Source organism: Sinimarinibacterium thermocellulolyticum (genome assembly GCF_040327995.1).
In the GTDB taxonomy this organism is placed as follows: Bacteria; Pseudomonadota; Gammaproteobacteria; order Nevskiales; family Nevskiaceae; genus Solimonas; species Solimonas thermocellulolyticum.
In genome coordinates, this window is sequence record NZ_JBEPIJ010000005.1 from 153017 (window position 1) to 171585 (window position 18569).

The following is an 18569-nucleotide window of genomic DNA, read 5'->3' on the forward strand; positions in this document are numbered from 1 at the left end:
TCTCCACTCAAAACACCGCGCCCGCGTCAGGCGCAAGAGCATTCGATCCGCATGCGCCTTTCAGGCATCAAGCTCGCCGGCTTCAAATCCTTCGTGGACGCCATGCACTTGCCGCTGCCGGTGAACCTCACTGCGATCGTCGGCCCCAACGGTTGCGGCAAGTCCAACATCATCGACGCCGTGCGCTGGGTGTTGGGCGAGACCAGCATGAAGAATCTGCGCTCCTCGGACGCCGAGGACGTGATCTTCAACGGCTCGAAGACGCGCAAACCGGTGGGCCGCGCGTCGGTGGAACTGCTGTTCGACAACAGCGACGGCACCATCGGCGGCCCGTACGCCGCGTACAGCGAAATCTCGGTCCGCCGCGAGCTGACGCGTGAGGGCGGGTCGCAGTACTACCTCAACGGTGCCAAGTGCCTGAAGCGCGATGTCACCGACCTGTTCCTCGGCACCGGTCTGGGCGGCAAGAACCAGTACGCGATCATCGAACAGGGCATGGTCTCGCGCATGATCGAGGCCAAGCCCGAGGAGCTGCGCCACTGGCTCGAAGAGGCAGCCGGCATCTCCAGATACAAGGACCGCCGCCGCGAAACCGAGTCGAGAATCAGGCAGACCCGAGAGAATCTCTCGCGTCTCAATGATTTGCGATCAGAAATTCAGCAAAGACTCGAAGTTCTGACCAAGCAGGCGGCGAACGCGGAGAAGTACAAGGCCGCCAAGGCCGAGGAACGCCAGCTGCGCGCCGAGATCCTGGCGCTGCGCATGCGTCAGTTCGACGAGCAGTGCAGCGGACACGAGACGGCGATCGCCGAGCTGGAACGCGCGCTCGACGCGGCGCGGACCAGAGTCGGCGAGCTCGCCGAGGCGCGCCTGCGCGCAGAGATCGAAAGCCGCGCGCTCGCCAACCGTCTGGGCGAAGAGCAGAGCCGAGTCTACGAAGCCGAGGCACGGCTCGCGCGCCAGGAGCAGAGCTTGCAGCATGCCCTGGAGCTCAAGCAGCTCAAGGTCCGCGAGCTCGATCAGATCGCGCGCCAGCTCGCCGAACTCGACGCGCGCGGGGGGCGCGAGCAGCAGCGGCTCGAAGAGGCTCGCCGCCAACTCGCCGAACTCGAACGCCGGGTCGCCGATGCCGAGCGCATCGAGGTGGAGGCGCAGTCCGCGGTGCTCGCGGCCGAGGAAGAGGCGCAGGAACAACAGCGGCGCTGGGACGCATTCGTGCAGGACGCCGAGACGCCGCTATCACAGACCGAGGCCGAGCGTGTGCGCGTGCAGCAGCTCGAGCGCGCGCGCTTCCAGAACGACGAGCGGCTGCGCCGGCTGCAGGCCGAGCTGGCGCAGATCCACATCGAACCGATCCGAGAGAGCCTCGTCGAGGCCGATCGCGAGCTGGCAGCGCTCAACGCCGAACTGGCTGATGCCGACGAGCGCCTGCGGGACATGGACGCGCAACTACAGCAGTGGCGCGACGAGCGCAGCGCCGCAGAAGCCGCGCTACACGAGGCCCGCCAACAACTGCAGGCCGCACGTGGCCGCGTCGCCTCGCTCGAAACCTTGCAGCAAGCAGCGCTGCGCGAAGACGATGCCAGCCTCAACCAGTGGTTGGCACACAACGGTCTTGGCGCGTGTCCGCGCCTGGCGGCCGCGCTGCAGGTCGATGACGGCTGGGACGACGCCGTCGAGCAGGTGCTCGAAGGCCTGCTGCAGGCGCCGGTGGTGCCCGATTTCGCCAACCGAGTCCGGGCGCTGCACCCGCCCGACGCCGGGATCGCGCTCCTCGCCGACACCACCGCGCGCGGTACGCACGGCCTCGCCGCCCAGGTCAGCGGGCCGCAGGCGGTGATCGATCTGCTGCACGGCATTCACACCGCCGAGAGTCTGGACCAGGCCGAGGCGCTGCTGCCGACACTAGCCGCCGGCGAATCGGTGATCACGCGCGACGGCATCTGGTGCGGTGCGCAGTTCCGCCGTTATCCGCGCCGCGGCGGTGCCGAGGGCGGCGTGATCGCGCGCAGCCAGTTGCTCAAGCAGCTCAAGGTACAGGTCGAGACCCAGCAGCGACAGGTGCTCGACCGCGAACAGGCGCTCGGCGAGCTGCGTGCGCGCATCCACGCGGCCGAACAGGCGCGGCGCGACACCTCGTCGAAGTTCGACCAATTGCGCCACCGTCAGGCGCAGAAGCTGGCGTTCCGCCAGGCGCAGGCGGTGCGTCTGGAACAGGCGCAGCAGCGTTTCGAAGCGCTCAGCCAGGAGATCGAGTCACTCGATCGCGCCCGCGAGCAGCAGGCGGAAGAACTCGAAACCGCGCGTACGCGCCTGTCGTCGCTCGAGCAGATCGCGCAGGAGCTGCGCGACAAGCGCGCGACGATGCAGCAGAGCCTGCAGCGCGCACGTGATGCCGTGGCGCGTGCACGCCATCAGGCACTGCAGGCGCAGCAGGCGCGCAACGGCCTGCAGGTGCAGCTCGCCGGTGCGCGCAGTGCGCTGGCGGCGCTGGCGCAGGCGATCACCGACGTCGAGGCTGCGCGGGAAGCGCTTCTGGCACGGCGGCTCGAAGAGGAACGCCACGCCGCCGAACTCGATGCGCCGCTGCAGAACCAGGCCGGCGACGTCGAGCAGGCGCGTGCAGCGGTCGAGACGGCGCGCGCCGGTCTGCGCGGCGTCCGCGAGCAGGTCGAAGCGGCCGAGCGGACGTTGCTACAAGCCACGGAGGCGGCGCGCGCGGCCGATGCCGAGAAGGACGCGGCCATGGAGCGGTTGCAGCAGGCCAGACTGGAGTTTGAGAACCTGCGTGCGCACCGCGACAGTCTGAACGAGCAGATCGCCGAAACCGGCTTCGAGCGTGAGGCGCTGTTCGCCGGGCTCGCCGAGGACGCGACGCTGGCGAACTGGGAGGACCGGCTCGGCGTCGTGCTGCGGCGTATCGAGCGGCTCGGCGCGATCAATCTGGCTGCGATCGAGGAGCTGGAGGAGGCGCGCGCGCGCGAGGCTTATCTCGCCGAGCAGCACGCCGACCTGCACAGCGCGCTGGAGACGCTCGAAGAGGCGATTCGCAGAATCGACACCGAGACCAAGGAGCTGTTCCGCCAGACCTTCGACAAGGTCGATGCGATGTTCCGCGATCGCTTCCCTAAGCTGTTCGGCGGCGGCGAGGCCTATCTGGAACTGACCGGCGAGGATTTGCTCGATACCGGCGTGCGCGTGATGGCGCGTCCGCCGGGCAAGCGCAATTCCACCATCCACCTGCTGTCCGGCGGCGAGAAGGCGATGACCGCGGTGGCGCTGCTGCTGGCCCTGTTCCAGCTCAATCCAGCGCCGTTCTGCCTGATGGACGAGGTCGACGCGCCGCTCGACGACGCCAATGTCGGCCGCTTCTGCGAGGTGGTCCGCGAAATGTCGCAGAACGTGCAGTTCATTATCATCACGCACAACAAGATCACCATGGAGCTGGCGCGTCAGTTGCACGGAGTGACCATGCAGGAGCCGGGCGTCTCGCGCCTGGTCAGCGTGGACATCGAGCAGGCCGTCGAGCTGGCGACCGAGCAGGGAACGAAGGAATGAGTCCGACGCAGTGGGCGCTTCTGATCGTGGGCGCGGTCGCCGTCGTCGCGATCTATTGGTTCAGTCGTCGCGAACGGCCCGCTTCGCGCCGCCGCAGCGAGGCGCCGGTGAAGGCGCTCAAGCTGCCGGGCTCGGCGTCCGGCGGCGGCAGCGACCAGATGGACATGTTCTCGCGCTTCGGCGAGTTCGACGAATTCGGTGTCGGCAAGCCGCGCAAGCGCGTATCCCCGGACCTGGGCAGCGGTGCGCCGGCGGCTGGCGGGCAGAGCGCGGTGGCCGCAGCGGCGCAGCCGCAGGAGAAGATCGTCGCCCTGCTGATCGCCGAACGCGAGGGCACGGCAATCTTCGGCGAGCGTATCCACGCCGCGTTGCAGGCGCAGGGTCTGCAGTTCGGCGAGCGCAAGATCTATCACCGCTTCGCCCGTGGCGTGCCCGTGTTTTCGGTCGCCAGCCTGATCAAGCCCGGGTATCTCGACCCGGCGCAGCGTCGCGAGTTTTCGACGCCGGGGCTGTCGGTGTTCATGGTGTTGCCGGGGCCGACGGCGCCCGAAGAAGCCATCGCCGACATGTTCCTGACCGCGCGCGCGCTCGCGCGGGAGCTCAATGCCGACGTCTACGACAGCAACCGCGAGCTGCTGACCGCCGCGGCGGAAAGCGCGATCGTCGCCGACGTCAAGGCCTGGGCGCAGCGGCACGGGCTCTAGGGGCGCAGGGCCTTGGGGGCGCCGGACGCGGCCGTACGGCGGGCCGAGCAGCTTCGCCGCGAGCTGCGCGAGCACGATCACCGCTACTACGTGCTCGACGACCCGAGCATCTCGGATGCGGAGTACGACGCGCTGCTGCGCGAGTTGCAGGCGCTGGAGGCCGCACATCCGGAGCTGCTGACGCCGGATTCGCCGACGCAGCGCGTCGGCGGCGCGCCGTCCGCCGCGTTCGCGACGGTGCGGCATCGCGTACCGATGCTGTCGCTGAACAACTGCTTCAGCGAGGCCGAACTCGCGGAGTTCGACCGACGTGTGCGCGAAACCCTCGGATGTGCGCGCGTCGACTATGTCGCCGAACCCAAGCTCGACGGCCTTGCCGTGTCGCTGCTGTACCGCGACGGTCGCTTCGTCCAGGGCGCGACGCGCGGCGACGGCGAGACCGGCGAGGACGTTACCGCCAATCTGCGCACCATCCGCGCGCTGCCGCTGCGGCTGCGCGGCGCGCCACCGCCGCTGCTCGAGGTGCGCGGCGAGGTCTTTCTACCGCACGCCGGCTTTCGCCGTATGAACGAGGAGGCGACGGCGCGCGGCGACAAGCTCTACGTCAATCCGCGCAATGCGGCGGCCGGCTCGCTGCGCCAGCTCGATCCGGCCGTGACGGCGACGCGGCCGCTGTCGCTGTACGCCTACGGCCTGGGTCACGTCGAGCAGTGGACCATGCCGCGCCATCACCACGAGGTGCTGGCGCAACTGCGTGACTGGGGCTTCCCGGTGTCGCCGCTGATCGAGGTCGTGAGCGGTGTGGATGGCTGCCTGGCCTACTACGCGCGGATGCAGCAGCGGCGCGCCGAGCTCGCCTTCGACATCGACGGCGTGGTCTACAAGCTCGACGATCTCGCCGGCCGCGAAGAACTGGGTTTCGTTGCGCGCGCGCCGCGCTGGGCGATCGCGCACAAGTTCCCGGCCGAGGAAGCGCAGACGGTGCTGGAGAACGTCGAGTTCCAGGTCGGCCGCACCGGCGCGCTGACGCCGGTCGCGCGGCTGCAGCCGGTGTTCGTCGGCGGTGCGACGGTATCGAACGCGACGCTGCACAACATGGACGAGATCCTGCGCAAGGACGTGCGCATCGGCGATACCGTGATCGTGCGCCGCGCCGGCGACGTGATTCCCGAGGTCAAGGCGGTGGTGCTCGCCCGGCGTCCGCCGGGTGCGCGTGCGGTCGAGCTGCCGCCCTGTTGCCCGGTTTGCGGCGGTCGCGTGGAGAAGGATCAAGGCGAGGTCATCGCGCGCTGCACCAACGGTCTGTCGTGCCGAGCGCAGTTGCACGCGGCTTTGCTGCACTTCGTCTCGCGGCGGGCGATGGACATCGAGGGCCTGGGCGAGAAGCTGCTCGCCCAGCTGATCGAGCGAGAGTGGGTGCACACACCGGCGGACATCTATCGTTTGAACGTCGAGCGTCTCGCCGAGCTGGAACGCATGGGCGAGAAGTCGGCGCAGAACCTGGTCGATGCGATCGAGCGCAGCAAGCAGACCACGCTCGAACGTTTTTTGTATGCACTCGGCATACGCGACGTCGGCGAGGCCACGGCGCGCGATCTGGTACGCCACTTCGGCACGCTCGAGGCGCTGATCGCGGCGGCGCAGGCGGATGCGCCGACCGCCCACGCCGACAGGGACAAGGCGCGTTGCCCACGCCTTCGCGCGGTGCCGGATGTCGGGCCGGTGGTCGCCGCGCACATCAGCCACTTCTTCGTCGAGCCGCGCAACCTCGAGGTGATCGCCGCGCTGCGCGATGCCGGCGTGCATTGGCCCGAGGCGCAGGCGGCGCGCGAGGGGCCGCTGTCCGGCAAGACCTTGGTGCTCACCGGCTCGCTGCCGGGAATGACCCGTGACGAGGCGCGCGCGCTGATCGAGGCGGCCGGCGGCAAGCTGGCCGGCTCGGTGTCGAAGAAGACGGACTACGTCGTCGCGGGCGAATCGGCCGGAGCCAAGCTCGCCAAGGCCGAGCAGCTCGGCATACCGGTGATCGATCTCGACGGCCTCAAGGCCTTGCTTGCGGCAAGGCCCTGAAGGCGTCGCGCTCAAGTGCGTTGCGCGGCGCGTTCCTCGGGCGTGTGCGCGCTGATCGACAGTGCGTGGATGTCCGTCTGCATCAGGGCGTCGAGCGCGGCGTAGACCGCGCGGTGTCTTTGTAGCGGGCGCAGACCGGCGAATGCCGCACTGACGATCTCGACACGAAAATGCCCTTTGCCGCTGGCCGCGCCGGCGTGGCCGGCGTGTCGATGGCTGTCGTCGTGCACGGCGAGATGGTCGGGTGTGAACGCCTGTTGCAGTGTGGCGCGAATGCGCTCGACGCGGTTCATGGCAGCACCTCGGGATACCCCTGCGCTATCGCACTGTGGATTGGCAGCGAGCCCGGTGCGTCCTCATCGAGCCTCGTGTACCGCATCACTCCTCCGGCAGGTACTGACGCAGAAACGGCACGTGGGCGATGAAGAACACGAACATCAGGATCGTGAAGCCGAAGGTCTTGAACTGCACCCAGGTTTCTTCGGAGAACCGTTGCGCGACGTAGATGTTGAGCACCGCACAGAACGCAAAAAAGCCGGCCCAGGCGAGATTGACCTTGCGCCAGACCGCATCCGGCAGCACGAAGGTCTTCTGCGGGATGCGTGCGAGCAGCACCTTGTCGCCGACGACATGGCTGATGAGCAGTGCCAGCGCGAACACGGCGTAGACCGCGGTCGGCTTGTACTGGATGAAGGCCGGATCGCGAATCCACAGCGTCAGGCCGCCGAGCAGGCCGGCGACGATGGCGGTGATCAGGTGGGTCTTGTGGATGCGCCGCTCGCGCAGCCAGTAGACGCCGACCAGCAAAAACAGCGAGACGATCAGCACGCCGGTGGCGACGTAGATGCCGGCGAGGTAGTAGACGCCGAAAAACAGCAGCGCCGGAGCGAAATCGAGTATGGCATTCATGGGGTTTGCGTCATCACCGGCTGCAGCGGTCTGCGCCGTTGTCCTGATCGGGCAGGATGCCCTTGCATCCGCGTCTTGGCACATTCTAAGCGGCTTCGGCCGGTAGAATGCAGCGGCCATGGCCGACTGGTTCCAGATCCACCCGGTGAATCCGCAGCAGCGCCTGCTCGCGCAGGTGGCCGTGCGGCTGCGCCGGGGTGCGGTGATCGCGTACCCGACGGACTCCTGTTACGCACTCGGCTGCCAGCTCGACGATCGCGAGGCGGCCGAGCGCTTGCGACGCATCCGCGGCTTCGACCGACACCATCGATTCACACTGGTGTGCCGCGATCTGTCGGAGATCGCGACCTACGCCAAGGTCGACAACCGCCAGTTCCGTCTGATCAAGTCACTGACGCCGGGCCCTTACACCTTCGTGTTGACCGCCACCAAGGAGTTGCCGCGACGCATCGTCCACGACAAGCGCAAGACCGTGGGCATCCGCGTGCCGCGGCACGTCATCGCGCAAGCCCTGCTCGAAACCTTCGGCGAGCCCCTGATGTCGTGCACCTTGAAATTTCCGCAGGAGGCGCTGCCCGTCGGCGAGCCCGAGGAGTGGCGCGAGCAGCTCGATTCCGCCGTCGATATCGTCGTCGATGGCGGTCCCTGCGGCGTCGATCCGACCACCGTGCTCGATCTGAGTGACGAGGGGGTCGAGGTCCTGCGTCGCGGCAAGGGCGATCTGGCGCGGATCGGTCTGTAGGTACGGGGTCGGCCGCTATAATGGCCCGTTCACGAGGCTGCGACGCGACGGTCCTGCGGCCTTCGATCGGACCCGCCGTGGCCCTCGGGCCGTCATCACATCCTACCCGCCAACGTGAGCGCATCCATCAAACCCGTCGTCCTGTCCGGCATCCAGCCCTCGGGTCATCTGACTCTCGGCAACTATCTCGGCGCGATCAAGAACTGGCTGCCGCTGCACGAGCGTTACGACTGCTACTACATGCTCGTCGACATGCACGCGATCACCGTGCGCCAGGATCCTGTACTGTTGCGCGAGCGCTGCTACGAGTTTCTGGCCTTGTACATCGCCTGCGGGCTCGATCCGCGCCACAACGTGCTGTTCGTGCAGTCGCACGTGCCGGCGCACGCGCGCCTGGCCTGGGTGCTCAACTGCTATACCCAGTTCGGCGAGCTGTCGCGCATGACGCAGTTCAAGGACAAGAGCAGCAAGCACGTCGACAACATCAACGCCGGTCTGTTCAGCTACCCGGTGTTGATGGCGGCCGACATCCTGCTGTACCAAGCCGATGCGGTGCCGGTCGGTGACGACCAGAAGCAGCATCTGGAACTCACGCGTGACGTCGCGATCCGCTTCAACAACGCCCACGCCGAGCCCGACAAGCCGATTTTCACCGTGCCCGAGCCGATGATCCCCCCGGTGGGTGCGCGCATCATGGGCCTGCAAGAGCCAACCAAGAAGATGTCGAAGTCGGATGACGCCCCGACCAACGTTTTATATCTGCTCGATCCGCCGGACACGATCGTGCGCAAGATCAAGCGCGCCGTGACCGACCCCGGCAACGAGGTACGCTTCGATGTCGCCGAAAAACCCGGGGTGTCGAACCTGATGTCCATCCTCGCGGCGGCGAGCGGGCGCTCGCTGGAGTCGATCGCCGCGGAGTACGACGGCCAGGGCTACGGCAAGTTCAAACAGGCGGTCGCCGATGCCGTGGTCGCGACGCTCGAACCGGTGCAGGCGCGCTATCGCGACGTGCGCGACGACATCCAAGGCCTGCGCCGTGTGCTGCGCGACGGCGCCGAACGCGCGTCGGCGCGCGCCGATGCGACGCTCGCGCGCGTACACGAGGCGCTCGGCTTCATTCCCGCATGAACGCGCAAGCCGCCGCCGCTGTGCCGGGCCTCGAACCGGGCACGACGGCACAGCCGCGTGCGCCCAAGGTCCACGGCCAGCCCATCGACAAGCTGCCGGAGGATCTGTACATCCCGCCGGATGCGCTGGAGGTCTTCCTCGAAGCCTTCGAAGGGCCGCTTGATCTGTTGCTGTACTTGATTCGCCGGCAGAACCTCAACATCCTCGACATCCCGGTCCACAAGATCACGCAACAGTACATCCAGTACATCGAGCTGATGCGCGAGCTCAAGCTCGAGCTCGCGGCCGAGTATCTGGTGATGGCGGCGCTGCTCGCCGAGATCAAGTCGAGCATCCTGCTGCCGCGGCCGCCGCCGGAAGAAGCGGCGGAGCAGGGCGATCCGCGCATGGATCTGGTGCGCCGCCTGCAGGAGTACGAGCGCTTCAAGACCGCCGGCGAGGCGATCGAGAGGCTGCCGCGCGTCGGTCGTGATGTGTTCGTCGCGCAGGCGCGGCCGGAGGTCGTTCCGCAGGCCGCGAGCCTGCCGATCCCGACGCTGCGCGAGCTGGTGCTGGCGTTCCGCGACGTGATGGCGCGCAGCGCCCTGTTCGCCCACCACCAGATCGCGCGCGAGCCGCTGTCGGTGCGCGAACGCATGTCGCGCATCCTCTCGCGTGTTGCCAAAGGGCCGGCGCGCTTCGTCGATCTGATCGATCCCGAGGAGGGACGCATCGGCGTCGTGGTCTGCTTTCTCGCCGTGCTCGAACTGGCCAAGTCGTCGCTGATCGCCGTACGGCAGGATGCGCCGTTCGAACCCCTGCTGCTGGCGCCGCCTCAAGCGCCGCCGGCGCCGGAGGAAGCCGTGAATGAGTGAAGACATGACCCCCGAGGAGTCGCCAGCGCAGCTCGATGAGGAGCGCGCTCGCTTGCTCGAACGCGTGCTAGAGGCGCTGCTGCTCGCCTCGGACCAGCCCTTGTCGATCGAGCAGTTGCACCGCCTGCTCGGCAACGAGCTGGGGGTGACCAAGAAGGATCTGCGCGCCGGTCTCGGGCGCCTCGCTGCGGCGCTCGCCGGTCGCGCCGCCGAGCTGCGCGAAGTCGCCAGCGGCTTTCGCATCCAGGTGCGGTCCGACTACGCCGAATGGGTCAGCAAGCTGTGGCAGGAGAAGCCGCCGCGGCTGTCGCGTGCGTTGCTGGAGACGCTGGCGCTGATCTGCTACCGCCAGCCGATCACGCGCGGCGAGATCGAGGAGGTGCGCGGTGTGGCGCTGTCGCCGAACATCATCCGCACCCTGCTCGAACGCAACTGGATTCGCGAGGTCGGCGTCAAGGAAGTACCGGGGCGGCCGTCGCTGTTCGGCACGACGCAACAGTTGCTCGACGATCTGTCGCTCAAATCGCTCGACGAGCTACCGAGCCTGCCGGAGATCAAGGATCCGCAGCAGCTCGAAGCGGCGCTGCAGAAGCTCGGCGAGCAGTTGCACGAGGTCTCGCACGTCGCCGATGCGCCGTCCGAAGCATCATCGACGGCGGGCGAGGCGCCTGCAGCCGATGTCGGCGTACAAGCCGCCGCGGACGACGCGCCGCCGTCGCCGCCCACGGTGCATTGAGCGCAAAGCCCATGGCCGAACGCATCCATAAGCTGCTGGCCGCGGCCGGGGTGGCGTCGCGTCGAGAGATCGAGCGGCTGATCGGCGAGGGGCGCGTACTCGTCAACGGCCGCCCCGCCGAGATCGGTCAACGCGTCGACCACGACGACAAGATCCGCGTCGATGGTCGGCCAATCGGCTTGCAGCGCAAGCCCGACCCGACGCGCGTGCTGATCTACAAAAAGCAGGTCGGCGAAGTGGTCACACGCGATGATCCCGAAGGTCGGCGCACGGTGTTCCGCAAGCTGCCGCAGCTCAACGCCAGCCGCTGGATCGCCGTCGGCCGGCTCGACGTTAACACCTCCGGCTTGCTGCTGCTGACCAACAACGGCGAGCTGGCGCGCCGCCTGATGCACCCGAGTTTCGGGATCGCGCGCGAGTACGCCGTGCGCGTACACGGTGAGGTCGATGCCGGGATGGTGCAGCGCCTGACCACCGGTGTCGAACTCGACGACGGTATGGCGCGTTTCGAGTCGCTGATCGCCGAGGCGCACGAGGGGGGCTGATCGATAACCAGGCGGAATTTGTTGCGCTCCCGGCGAGCATGAATAGGCTTGATCGACAGACAGGCGGGTTTTGTTATTTTTTCCTGGCCGCGCCGGTCGCGCCCGGAAGCGGCGAAGTCGCATGCTGATTCGCGACCTCGCCCTCCTGCACCTGTCCGAGCGCCCGTGCCCGCTGTGGAAGCAGGGACGACTGCGGCACGAGCCGTCGTAGTCGCTTGTACAAAAGCCGGGTCTCCAGCAGGTTCCAGACCCGCAGCATTGCTTCAATAGGGTCGAAGGGCTTGGTGAGGAAGTCCTTGGCCCCCAGCGACAGCGCGCGTTGCCTGGCCTGACTGGTGGCGTCGGCGGTGAGCACCAGCACCGGACGATAGTCATCCGCTGGTCGCTGCCGTTCCAGCTGCTCCAGCACGGCGTAGCCGGACAGGCCCGGCATCATCAGGTCCAGCAGCACCAGATCCGGATCGAAGGCCGTGAAGAGATCAAGCACCTGCTCCGGCTCGGTCGTGCTGACCACGTTGGTGAAGCCCTCACGGCCCAGCAGGTCTTCGAGCAGGCGCAGGTTGGCGGGCTGATCGTCCACGATCAGGATGCGTGAGGCGAGCAGTTCGTCGTCGTTCATGCGGCGATCCGGTCCAGCAAGGCGAGGAAGCGGGCCACTTCCAGCGGCTTGGTCAGATAGTCGTTGGCACCTGCAGCGCGCAGGCGCTCGATGGTCTCCGGCAGGGCGTCGGCGCTGACGACGACGACTGGCGTTTCCCGGAATGCCGGGTCGGCGCGCAGTTCGGCCAGTACCGATTCGCCGCTGCGTCCGGACAGGTTGAGGTCGAGCAGGATCAGTGCGGGCGGCTCGGCACGCGCCTCACGCAGCCCGGCCTCGCCGTCGCGGGCGGCGACCATGCGCCACTGCGGTCGGCGCGCGATCAGCGCCTGCATCAGGGCCAGGTTGGAAGCGTTGTCCTCGATCACCAGCACTGGCCGCATGTCGTTGGGCTGCGAGGTATTCGTAGCGGGGGCGGCGGACGTCGCTGCGGGAGGCGCGTCGGCGGCGCGCCGGGCGCGAGCCAGCCGCAGCGAGAACACGCTGCCGACACCGGGCGTGCTCTGCACTTCAATGTCACCACCCATGCACCGCATGAGTTGCCGCGACACCGCCAGGCCCAGCCCGGTGCCCTCCACGCCGGCGTGTTCGGCGTCGAGGCGCTCGAAGGGCGCAAACAGCCGGGGCAGCAGTTCCGGCCGAATGCCGATGCCGGTGTCGCGGATGCTGATCCAGACCTGATCGGATTCCAGCCGCACGCCGAGGAACACCTCGCCCCCCGGCCGGTTATATTTGATGGCGTTGGACAGCAGGTTGATCAGCACCTGGCGCAGGCGCTGGCGGTCGGCCAGCGCGGCCACGTCCGCGAACGGCGGGACCAGATGCAGGACGATGCCCTGACGCTGTGCGAACGGCGTGACCAGATCCGTGGCTTCCTGCGCCAGTTCGTGCAGACTCTGGGGGGCCAGGCTCAGCTTGAGATCGCCGGACTCGATGCGGGCGATGTCGAGCACCTCGTCGATCAGCGTCAGCAGATGTCGTCCCGCCACCAGAATATGTTCCAGCTGCGGTGAATGAGGGCTGCCGCGCAAGTCGGTCTCCAGCAGTTGCGCGAAGCCAAGAATGGCGTTGAGCGGTGTGCGCAGCTCGTGGCTGGTGCGGGACAGGAACTGGGTCTTGGCCAGGCTGGCGGCCCGGGCCTCGTCCGCGCGCCGGGCCAGCAGGACGCTGGCGTTCTGCAGGCGCTCTGCGAGCAGGCCCAGTTCGTCGCGGCCATTGGGCAGGGTTTCCAGCGCCTCGCCGCGCGACAGGCGTTCGGCGTTGACCACCAGCAGCTTCACGCGCTGGACGACGCCGCTGAACAGTAGCAGGAAGGCCCCCAGTCCGCTCGCCAGCACCAGCGCGCTGGTGACGAAGTCCACCCAGAGATTGCGCAGGAAGGCCCGTCGCGCCGCGGCGGAATACTCGCGCACCAGCTCGGTCTCGCGCGCATAGGTGATCTGGATCTCGGTGCGCAGCTCGTCGAGCACGCCCTTGCTGCCGATGAGATGGGCCTGCAGGTCGGCCGGTGGCAGGCTGCGGCCCTCAATGCGCAGTTCTTCCAGGCTCTCCTGCTTGCGCTGCCAGAGTTCATCGATGTGCCGGAGTGAGGCCATCACCACCGGATCGCGGACGTGGCGGCGCAGCGAGTCCAGCGTGGCGGGCAAGGCCTGCTGCGCGTGGCGGTAGGGATTCAGGAAATCGTCGCGTCCCGTCAGCAGATAGCCGCGTACCGCCATGGCGGCCTCGGCGATCAGGCTGTGCAGCGTCTGGATGTCAGCCTGGATGGCCAGCGCGCGCCGCACCTCGGCGTCGGCGGCATTGATGTGCTGCTGCATGCGGTAGCTGAACACCAGGGCGAGCAGCAGCAAGGCCAGCGGAACGGAGACCGCCGCTGCGCTCTTGGCTGCGAGCGGCCAGTCCTGCCAACGCCGGATCGAGAATCTCATGCCCGGAACCCCCACACGGTGGCGCGGACGGCCGCCTGCGTGCGATCGCTGACGCCCAGCTTGTGCAGGATGCGCTCGACGTGGATCTTGGCGGTGCCGGTGGCGATGCCGAGCTGCTGTGCGATCTCGGCATTGCTGAGGCCGCGCGGCAAGAGCGCCAGAACCTGCTGCTCGCGCGGCGAGAGCTGGGCCAGAGTGGCGCTGGCCTCACGCTTGCCGAGCCGCGGGCGCGGGCCGGCCGGATGCTGGATCGCCGTGGCGATCAGCGCCGCCAGCGCCTGAAGCGCGCGCAGGTCTTCAGCGGTGGGCGCCAGTCGCCGCCGCTCGCTCATCAGCGCCAGCACGCCGTGCGCCCTGCCGCCCTGGCGCAGCGGCAACAGCAACTCGAACGCCACCTCCGGACTGCGGCCCACGCGCAGGCGGCTCTCGATGTGCTCGCGCAAGCTCGGTTGCGCGGATGGGCGCAGAACCGCGGCGAGCACGCCGCCGACCGGGATACGCGCACCCACCGGCAGTACCTCACCGTGCGCAGCCAGCACGGTGAGCGCGCCGCCGTCCTGGCCCAGCACCAGGCCGCAGTCCGCGGTCAGGAAGCGCAGGCCCTGCGCCAGCGCCGCCGCCAGGGCGCTCTTGAGGCTGCTTTCCTCGGCGAAAGCCAAGGCCGTGGCCTCAAGCAAGCGCAGCCGTCCGGCATCGCCCTCGGCGTTACGAAAACGCTCGCGCAGGACGCGGGCGGAGGTGGCCGCCGAATCGACGGACGGCTTGGGACGCGCCGAGGCGCTCAAGGCGAAGCCCCGGACAGGAGGGCGGCCAACCGCGGCCAGAGTCGGACCACCTCGACCGCAAGCACGATCCACCAGGCCAAGATCACCATGCCCGTCGCGGCCGCCGCGATGTCCTTGATGATTCCGATCTTGTCGTTATGACGGGCCTCGACGAAGTCGCACAGCGCCTCGATGGCGGTGTTGAACAGCTCCGCTGACACCACCAGGCCGGTGGCCAGCATGATCAGGGCCGCATCCACCCAGTCGCGCAACCCCAGCGCGACGATCAGCATCGCGGCCGACAGCACGACCTTGTACAGCACGCTGAAGTCGTGCAGCACGGCGTAACGCAGGCCCGAGAGAATCACCGCCAGTTTTCGGAGTGGACGGTAGCCGGGCTCGCCGGTGCCCAGAAACTTGTTCCTCATGCCGCGCGCTCTGGCAGAAAGCCGGCTCGGCCGGCCGAGCGTTGCGCAGGCCCGCTTGCGCGCCAGAGCACGCGATTCATCGTTCCCATGCGCCGATGATATGGCAAATGGCATATCACGTGCTATGCCAGATCGCCGATGGACCGAGAGGGCCGTCCGGGAACACTGCCGCTGTCCACTAACGGACTTCGACTTTCCGGAGACCTCTCATGATGCAGACTCTCACCCGCCGTAATCTGGTTCTCGGCCTCGCCCTTGCCGGTGGCCTCGGCCTTTCCGGCGCCGCGCTGGCGCAGTCCACCGTGGCCAAGCACACGGGCAGCCCCGCGCCCGTGGTGACCAGCAACATCACCGAAGCCGAGGTGCTCGCCGCCCAGCGCGCCTGGGGCGAAGCCCTGGTGCAAATCTCGAAGGACTTCGAGACCGGCGGCATCGCCAAGGCCAAGGCCACCGCGAACGCCGTGCTCGACGCGGCCTACGGCTACCAGTTCGGCCCGGTGCTGTTCAAGCCGACCCTGACCACGGCGCCGCAGACCTTCCGCACCACCAAGGAAGGCGCGCTGGCCTACTTCGTCGGTGACAACAAGAGCTATCCCGCCGATACCGGCTTTGCCCTCAAGGGCTGGCGCTCGGTGGAGATCCGCAACGTTGCCATCCAGCTGCACGGCGACACCGCGCTGTCGATGGGCAACGTCAGCATCACCGACAAGAGCGGCAAGGTCACGACGGTGGACAAGACCTGGGGCTATGTGCGTGACGACAAGGGCGCCCTGCGCATCGTCCTGCACCACTCCTCGCTGCCGGTCACCAAGTAAGGCCCGAACCCAACCATCCCCAGCAATCGCCCGGCGCGGCGCTGCACTCGCAGCGCCGCGAGCCGGGAACTACCGGAAACTGATCATGAACACTCGCATCACCACGCCGAAAACCTGCGCGCCCGCGCTCCGAACGCGCCATACCCCGCTCGCGCTGTCCATCGCCGTCCTCGGCGCCGCCGCCACCCTGCAGACCCCGATGGCGCAAGCCGCCGGCGACAGCCCCTGGCTGGTGCGCGGCGGTCTGAGTCAGATCGAGCCCAAATCCGACAACGGCCAGCTCAGTGCCGGCAACATCGCAGTGGACAGCCAGTTCGGCCCCAGCCTCAACGTCGCCTATTACTTCAGCCCGAACTGGGCGGTGGACGTGCTCGGCGCGCTGCCTTTCAAGCACGACTTCTCGATCAACGGCGCCGAGGCCGGCAGCACCAAGCATCTGCCACCGACGGTCACGCTGCAGTACCACTTCCTGCCGCAGGCAAAGGTTCAGCCCTTCGTCGGCCTTGGCCTCAACTACACCTTCTTCATGGAAGAGCGCCTCAGCAGCGGCAACAAGCTGGAGATGGACGACTCCTTCGGTCTGGCTGCGCAGCTCGGCGTGGACGTGCCGCTCAACCCGCAGTGGCGCGTGGGTCTCGATGCCCGCTTCATCGACATCGATTCCGACGCGACGGTGGATGGGCAGAGCATCGGCACGGTCAACATCGATCCGATCGTCTATAGCCTGAACCTCGGCTATCGCTTCTAAGCCACGCCCGTTTGAAGGAGTCACTACGATGATCTCGAGACTATCGACAGCCGCCGTTCTGGCGCTTGGCCTGGGCCTGGTCCTGCCGGCCGTCCAGGCGGCGGATGACGGAACGCGCATCTTCAAGACGCCAGTGGGGGCCGCAGAGGCGTCGAAATCGAAGAAGTTCGTCATCAACCCCGAACTCGGCCGCGCATGGGTGGAAGTGGATTTTCACTACGCGGTGAGCGAGACCTCGGACCACCACCGCGTAGCCGTGCCAGGACTCCGCTACGACCGCGAGCGTTCCGAAGTGGTGTTCGACGCCGACGGCAGGCGCGTGGTCTGCGCCACCGTGCAGGATCGCGGCCGCTGGGTATTCCGGCATCACCACATCAAGCCCACCGGCAACTGTGAGCTGATGCATCGCTACATCAAGGTGCCGATGGATGACGGCTTCTATATCAGCCATATCGAGCATTTCGAGCTGCACTTCAAGCCTTCGCTCGACCACGCGAGCGCGAGCTGATGGTCCGCGCGATCGCGCAGGCGGCGGCCGTCTGGGCCGCCGCTTTTCGCGGGCCGATTCAGGCCGGCGTCGAGGACATCCGGACCGGCCGGGCTTCCTGGCCGGTCAAGGTACCGGTCTCGGAACCCTTGAGCCTGCCTGCCGATACCCAGGTGCGCCGCAGCGACCGGCGGGAGGACGTCCGCAGCTTTACTTACGCGGGAAGGGCATGACTATGCAAATCGAAACCCGATCGAAGGGATTCCCGCTGACAGAGGGACTGCGTCAGCACATCAGGCAACGCCTGCGCTTCGCCTTCAACCGTATCGCCGCGCGGGTCAAGCGGGTCGTCGTCCACCTGTCCGACGTGAACGGCCCACGCGGCGGCCCCGACAAGCGCTGCCAGCTCCGCGTGCAGCTTGAGCGGCAGCCCGAAGTGGTCATCGAGGATACCCGCGACGATCTGTATGCGGCCGTCGATCAGGCCAGCGAGCGGGCCGCTCAGTCCGTGACGCGGCGGCTGGCGAAGCAGCGCCGTTACCGCCGCGAGGGCGCGTCGGGATGAAACGCACCCTGCTGTTTCTCGGCACCAACCTGGCCATCGTGCTGGTGCTGTCCATCGCACTCAATGCGCTGGGCGTGCCTGGACATCTCACGGCAAGCGGCCTGAATCTGGAGTCGCTGCTGATCTTCGCCGCCGTGATCGGCATGGGTGGCTCCCTGTTGTCGCTGGCGCTGTCGAAATGGATGGCCAAGCGCGCGGTGGGCGCCGTCGTCATCACCCATCCGCAGACCCGCAGCGAGCGGTGGTTGGTGCAGACCGTGCAGCGCCAGGCGCGCGCTGCCGGGATCGATGCACCGGAGGTCGCGGTCTATGACTCGCCACAGGTCAACGCCTTCGCCACCGGCATGAACCGCAACCAGGCACTGGTGGCGGTCTCGACGGGACTGTTGCAGCAGATGACCGCCGAGGAGGCCGAGGCGGTTCTGGGCCACGAAGTCGCGCACGTCGCCAACGGCGACATGGTGACGCTGGCCCTGATCCAGGGCGTGATCAACACCTTCGTGATCGTGCTGGCGCGCGTGGTCGGGCAATTTGTGGATCGGGTGATCTTCCGAACCGAGAGCGGTCAGGGTCCGGCGTTCTGGCTGACGATGATTGCCGCCGAGCTGGTGCTGGGCGCGCTCGCCTCGCTGATCGTGCTATGGTTCTCGCGCCAACGGGAGTTCCGCGCCGATAGGGGAGGTGCCGAACTCGCCGGCCGGCAGAACATGATTGCGGCGTTGCGGCGCCTGGCCGCCGTCTCCCAGCAGCCCCTTCCCAGGGGTCTGGCGGCATTCGGCATTGCCGGCGGAGCCGGTGCCGGCATCCGACGGCTGTTCATGAGCCATCCGCCGCTGGAAGAGCGGATTGCAGCGCTTCAGGTAACGGGACCGATGCCCGAGCTTTGCCGGGAGAACAGAGAGTGATGACGATCGGCACCCCGCCGACGTGGATGCGGTTCGGACTGTTTGCGCGGGTGGCGCCGGCGCTCGACTTCTTCGCCCTCGG

20 protein-coding genes are annotated in these 18569 nt (G+C 67.7%); 14 read left to right on the forward strand and 6 right to left on the reverse strand.

Annotated features, from left to right (window positions below; all coding sequences use genetic code 11):
* Positions 1 to 51 precede the first annotated feature (51 nt).
* From smc to ligA, 3 genes are read left to right on the forward strand one after another with little or no spacing between them, the layout of a single operon-like run.
* On the forward strand, positions 52 to 3558 hold the full coding sequence (gene smc / locus ABSH63_RS06370; protein WP_352888414.1) for a chromosome segregation protein SMC: 3507 nt from the start codon (positions 52 to 54) through the stop codon (positions 3556 to 3558).
* Positions 3555 to 4262 (forward strand): cell division protein ZipA, encoded by a 708-nt coding sequence (locus ABSH63_RS06375; protein WP_352888415.1) that lies wholly within the window; start codon positions 3555 to 3557, stop codon positions 4260 to 4262. The genes smc and ABSH63_RS06375 overlap by 4 nt, the downstream gene beginning before the upstream one ends.
* A gap of 12 nt (positions 4263 to 4274) precedes the next feature.
* Positions 4275 to 6332 (forward strand): NAD-dependent DNA ligase LigA, encoded by a 2058-nt coding sequence (gene ligA, locus ABSH63_RS06380; RefSeq protein ID WP_352888416.1) that lies wholly within the window; start codon positions 4275 to 4277, stop codon positions 6330 to 6332.
* An 11-nt stretch (positions 6333 to 6343) separates the two neighbouring features.
* Here ligA and ABSH63_RS06385 read toward each other — a convergent pair whose 3' ends face one another.
* Positions 6344 to 6625, reverse strand: a complete 282-nt coding sequence (locus ABSH63_RS06385; protein ID WP_352888417.1) for a BolA family protein — start codon at positions 6623 to 6625, stop codon at positions 6344 to 6346.
* Positions 6626 to 6710: 85 nt separating this feature from the next.
* Positions 6711 to 7241, reverse strand: a complete 531-nt coding sequence (gene ispZ / locus ABSH63_RS06390; protein ID WP_352888418.1) for a septation protein IspZ — start codon at positions 7239 to 7241, stop codon at positions 6711 to 6713.
* A gap of 118 nt (positions 7242 to 7359) precedes the next feature.
* Here ispZ and ABSH63_RS06395 point away from each other — a divergent pair, with 118 nt between their 5' ends.
* The 5 genes from ABSH63_RS06395 to ABSH63_RS06415 all read left to right on the forward strand — a co-directional run bounded on the left by ABSH63_RS06395 (position 7360) and on the right by ABSH63_RS06415 (position 11249).
* Positions 7360 to 7983 (forward strand): L-threonylcarbamoyladenylate synthase, encoded by a 624-nt coding sequence (locus ABSH63_RS06395; protein ID WP_352888419.1) that lies wholly within the window; start codon positions 7360 to 7362, stop codon positions 7981 to 7983.
* Positions 7984 to 8097: 114 nt separating this feature from the next.
* Positions 8098 to 9114: a tryptophan--tRNA ligase gene (trpS, locus tag ABSH63_RS06400; RefSeq protein WP_352888421.1), complete on the forward strand. Its 1017-nt coding sequence runs from the start codon at positions 8098 to 8100 to the stop codon at positions 9112 to 9114.
* The gene (locus ABSH63_RS06405) at positions 9111 to 9968 is read left to right on the forward strand and encodes a segregation and condensation protein A (RefSeq protein WP_352888422.1); all 858 of its coding nucleotides are present in this window, start codon (positions 9111 to 9113) and stop codon (positions 9966 to 9968) included. Before trpS ends, ABSH63_RS06405 begins: the two co-directional genes overlap by 4 nt.
* On the forward strand, positions 9961 to 10704 hold the full coding sequence (scpB, locus tag ABSH63_RS06410) for an SMC-Scp complex subunit ScpB (RefSeq protein ID WP_352888423.1): 744 nt from the start codon (positions 9961 to 9963) through the stop codon (positions 10702 to 10704). The genes ABSH63_RS06405 and scpB overlap by 8 nt, the downstream gene beginning before the upstream one ends.
* An 11-nt stretch (positions 10705 to 10715) precedes the next feature.
* The gene (locus tag ABSH63_RS06415) at positions 10716 to 11249 is read left to right on the forward strand and encodes a pseudouridine synthase (protein WP_352888424.1); all 534 of its coding nucleotides are present in this window, start codon (positions 10716 to 10718) and stop codon (positions 11247 to 11249) included.
* A 73-nt stretch (positions 11250 to 11322) separates the two neighbouring features.
* On the opposite strand, the gene ABSH63_RS06420 is transcribed toward ABSH63_RS06415, so the two are convergent.
* From ABSH63_RS06420 to ABSH63_RS06435, 4 genes are all read right to left on the reverse strand, one after another.
* On the reverse strand, positions 11323 to 11868 hold the full coding sequence (locus tag ABSH63_RS06420) for a response regulator (RefSeq protein ID WP_352888425.1): 546 nt from the start codon (positions 11866 to 11868) through the stop codon (positions 11323 to 11325).
* Positions 11865 to 13631 (reverse strand): hybrid sensor histidine kinase/response regulator, encoded by a 1767-nt coding sequence (locus tag ABSH63_RS06425; protein ID WP_352888426.1) that lies wholly within the window; start codon positions 13629 to 13631, stop codon positions 11865 to 11867. Before ABSH63_RS06425 ends, ABSH63_RS06420 begins: the two co-directional genes overlap by 4 nt.
* 140 nt (positions 13632 to 13771) lie before the next feature.
* Positions 13772 to 14560: a helix-turn-helix transcriptional regulator gene (locus tag ABSH63_RS06430; protein WP_352888427.1), complete on the reverse strand. Its 789-nt coding sequence runs from the start codon at positions 14558 to 14560 to the stop codon at positions 13772 to 13774.
* Positions 14557 to 14967: a diacylglycerol kinase gene (locus ABSH63_RS06435; protein ID WP_352888429.1), complete on the reverse strand. Its 411-nt coding sequence runs from the start codon at positions 14965 to 14967 to the stop codon at positions 14557 to 14559. Before ABSH63_RS06435 ends, ABSH63_RS06430 begins: the two co-directional genes overlap by 4 nt.
* Before the next feature lie 209 nt (positions 14968 to 15176).
* Between ABSH63_RS06435 and ABSH63_RS06440 the strand changes: the two genes are divergently transcribed.
* The 6 genes from ABSH63_RS06440 to htpX all read left to right on the forward strand — a co-directional run bounded on the left by ABSH63_RS06440 (position 15177) and on the right by htpX (position 18487).
* Positions 15177 to 15782 (forward strand): metal-independent carbonic anhydrase family protein, encoded by a 606-nt coding sequence (locus ABSH63_RS06440; protein ID WP_352888430.1) that lies wholly within the window; start codon positions 15177 to 15179, stop codon positions 15780 to 15782.
* 85 nt (positions 15783 to 15867) lie between these two features.
* Complete coding sequence (locus ABSH63_RS06445; protein WP_352888432.1) at positions 15868 to 16530, forward strand: OmpW/AlkL family protein; 663 nt, start codon at positions 15868 to 15870, stop codon at positions 16528 to 16530.
* Between the two features lie 28 nt (positions 16531 to 16558).
* Positions 16559 to 17038 carry a hypothetical protein gene (locus ABSH63_RS06450; protein WP_352888433.1) on the forward strand — a complete coding sequence of 160 codons (480 nt, stop codon included), beginning with the start codon at positions 16559 to 16561 and terminating at the stop codon, positions 17036 to 17038.
* The gene (locus ABSH63_RS06455; protein WP_352888434.1) at positions 17038 to 17250 is read left to right on the forward strand and encodes a hypothetical protein; all 213 of its coding nucleotides are present in this window, start codon (positions 17038 to 17040) and stop codon (positions 17248 to 17250) included. The genes ABSH63_RS06450 and ABSH63_RS06455 overlap by 1 nt, the downstream gene beginning before the upstream one ends.
* Positions 17251 to 17252: 2 nt before the next feature.
* Complete coding sequence (locus ABSH63_RS06460; RefSeq protein WP_352888436.1) at positions 17253 to 17582, forward strand: HPF/RaiA family ribosome-associated protein; 330 nt, start codon at positions 17253 to 17255, stop codon at positions 17580 to 17582.
* Positions 17579 to 18487 (forward strand): protease HtpX, encoded by a 909-nt coding sequence (gene htpX / locus ABSH63_RS06465; RefSeq protein ID WP_352888438.1) that lies wholly within the window; start codon positions 17579 to 17581, stop codon positions 18485 to 18487. Before ABSH63_RS06460 ends, htpX begins: the two co-directional genes overlap by 4 nt.
* Positions 18488 to 18569 lie beyond the last annotated feature (82 nt).

Coding starts and splice junctions, on each gene's coding strand:
- ABSH63_RS06385 (WP_352888417.1), bottom strand. CDS start 6,625: ATGAACCGCGTCGAGCGCATTCGCGCCACACTGCAACAGGCGTTCACA.
- ABSH63_RS06450 (WP_352888433.1), top strand. CDS start 16,559: ATGATCTCGAGACTATCGACAGCCGCCGTTCTGGCGCTTGGCCTGGGC.
- ABSH63_RS06455 (WP_352888434.1), top strand. CDS start 17,038: ATGGTCCGCGCGATCGCGCAGGCGGCGGCCGTCTGGGCCGCCGCTTTT.
- ABSH63_RS06435 (WP_352888429.1), bottom strand. CDS start 14,967: ATGAGGAACAAGTTTCTGGGCACCGGCGAGCCCGGCTACCGTCCACTC.
- ABSH63_RS06420 (WP_352888425.1), bottom strand. CDS start 11,868: ATGAACGACGACGAACTGCTCGCCTCACGCATCCTGATCGTGGACGAT.
- ABSH63_RS06460 (WP_352888436.1), top strand. CDS start 17,253: ATGCAAATCGAAACCCGATCGAAGGGATTCCCGCTGACAGAGGGACTG.
- ABSH63_RS06415 (WP_352888424.1), top strand. CDS start 10,716: ATGGCCGAACGCATCCATAAGCTGCTGGCCGCGGCCGGGGTGGCGTCG.
- ABSH63_RS06445 (WP_352888432.1), top strand. CDS start 15,868: ATGAACACTCGCATCACCACGCCGAAAACCTGCGCGCCCGCGCTCCGA.
- ABSH63_RS06440 (WP_352888430.1), top strand. CDS start 15,177: ATGATGCAGACTCTCACCCGCCGTAATCTGGTTCTCGGCCTCGCCCTT.
- htpX (WP_352888438.1), top strand. CDS start 17,579: ATGAAACGCACCCTGCTGTTTCTCGGCACCAACCTGGCCATCGTGCTG.
- ispZ (WP_352888418.1), bottom strand. CDS start 7,241: ATGAATGCCATACTCGATTTCGCTCCGGCGCTGCTGTTTTTCGGCGTC.
- ABSH63_RS06395 (WP_352888419.1), top strand. CDS start 7,360: ATGGCCGACTGGTTCCAGATCCACCCGGTGAATCCGCAGCAGCGCCTG.
- smc (WP_352888414.1), top strand. CDS start 52: ATGCGCCTTTCAGGCATCAAGCTCGCCGGCTTCAAATCCTTCGTGGAC.
- ABSH63_RS06405 (WP_352888422.1), top strand. CDS start 9,111: ATGAACGCGCAAGCCGCCGCCGCTGTGCCGGGCCTCGAACCGGGCACG.
- ABSH63_RS06375 (WP_352888415.1), top strand. CDS start 3,555: ATGAGTCCGACGCAGTGGGCGCTTCTGATCGTGGGCGCGGTCGCCGTC.
- scpB (WP_352888423.1), top strand. CDS start 9,961: ATGAGTGAAGACATGACCCCCGAGGAGTCGCCAGCGCAGCTCGATGAG.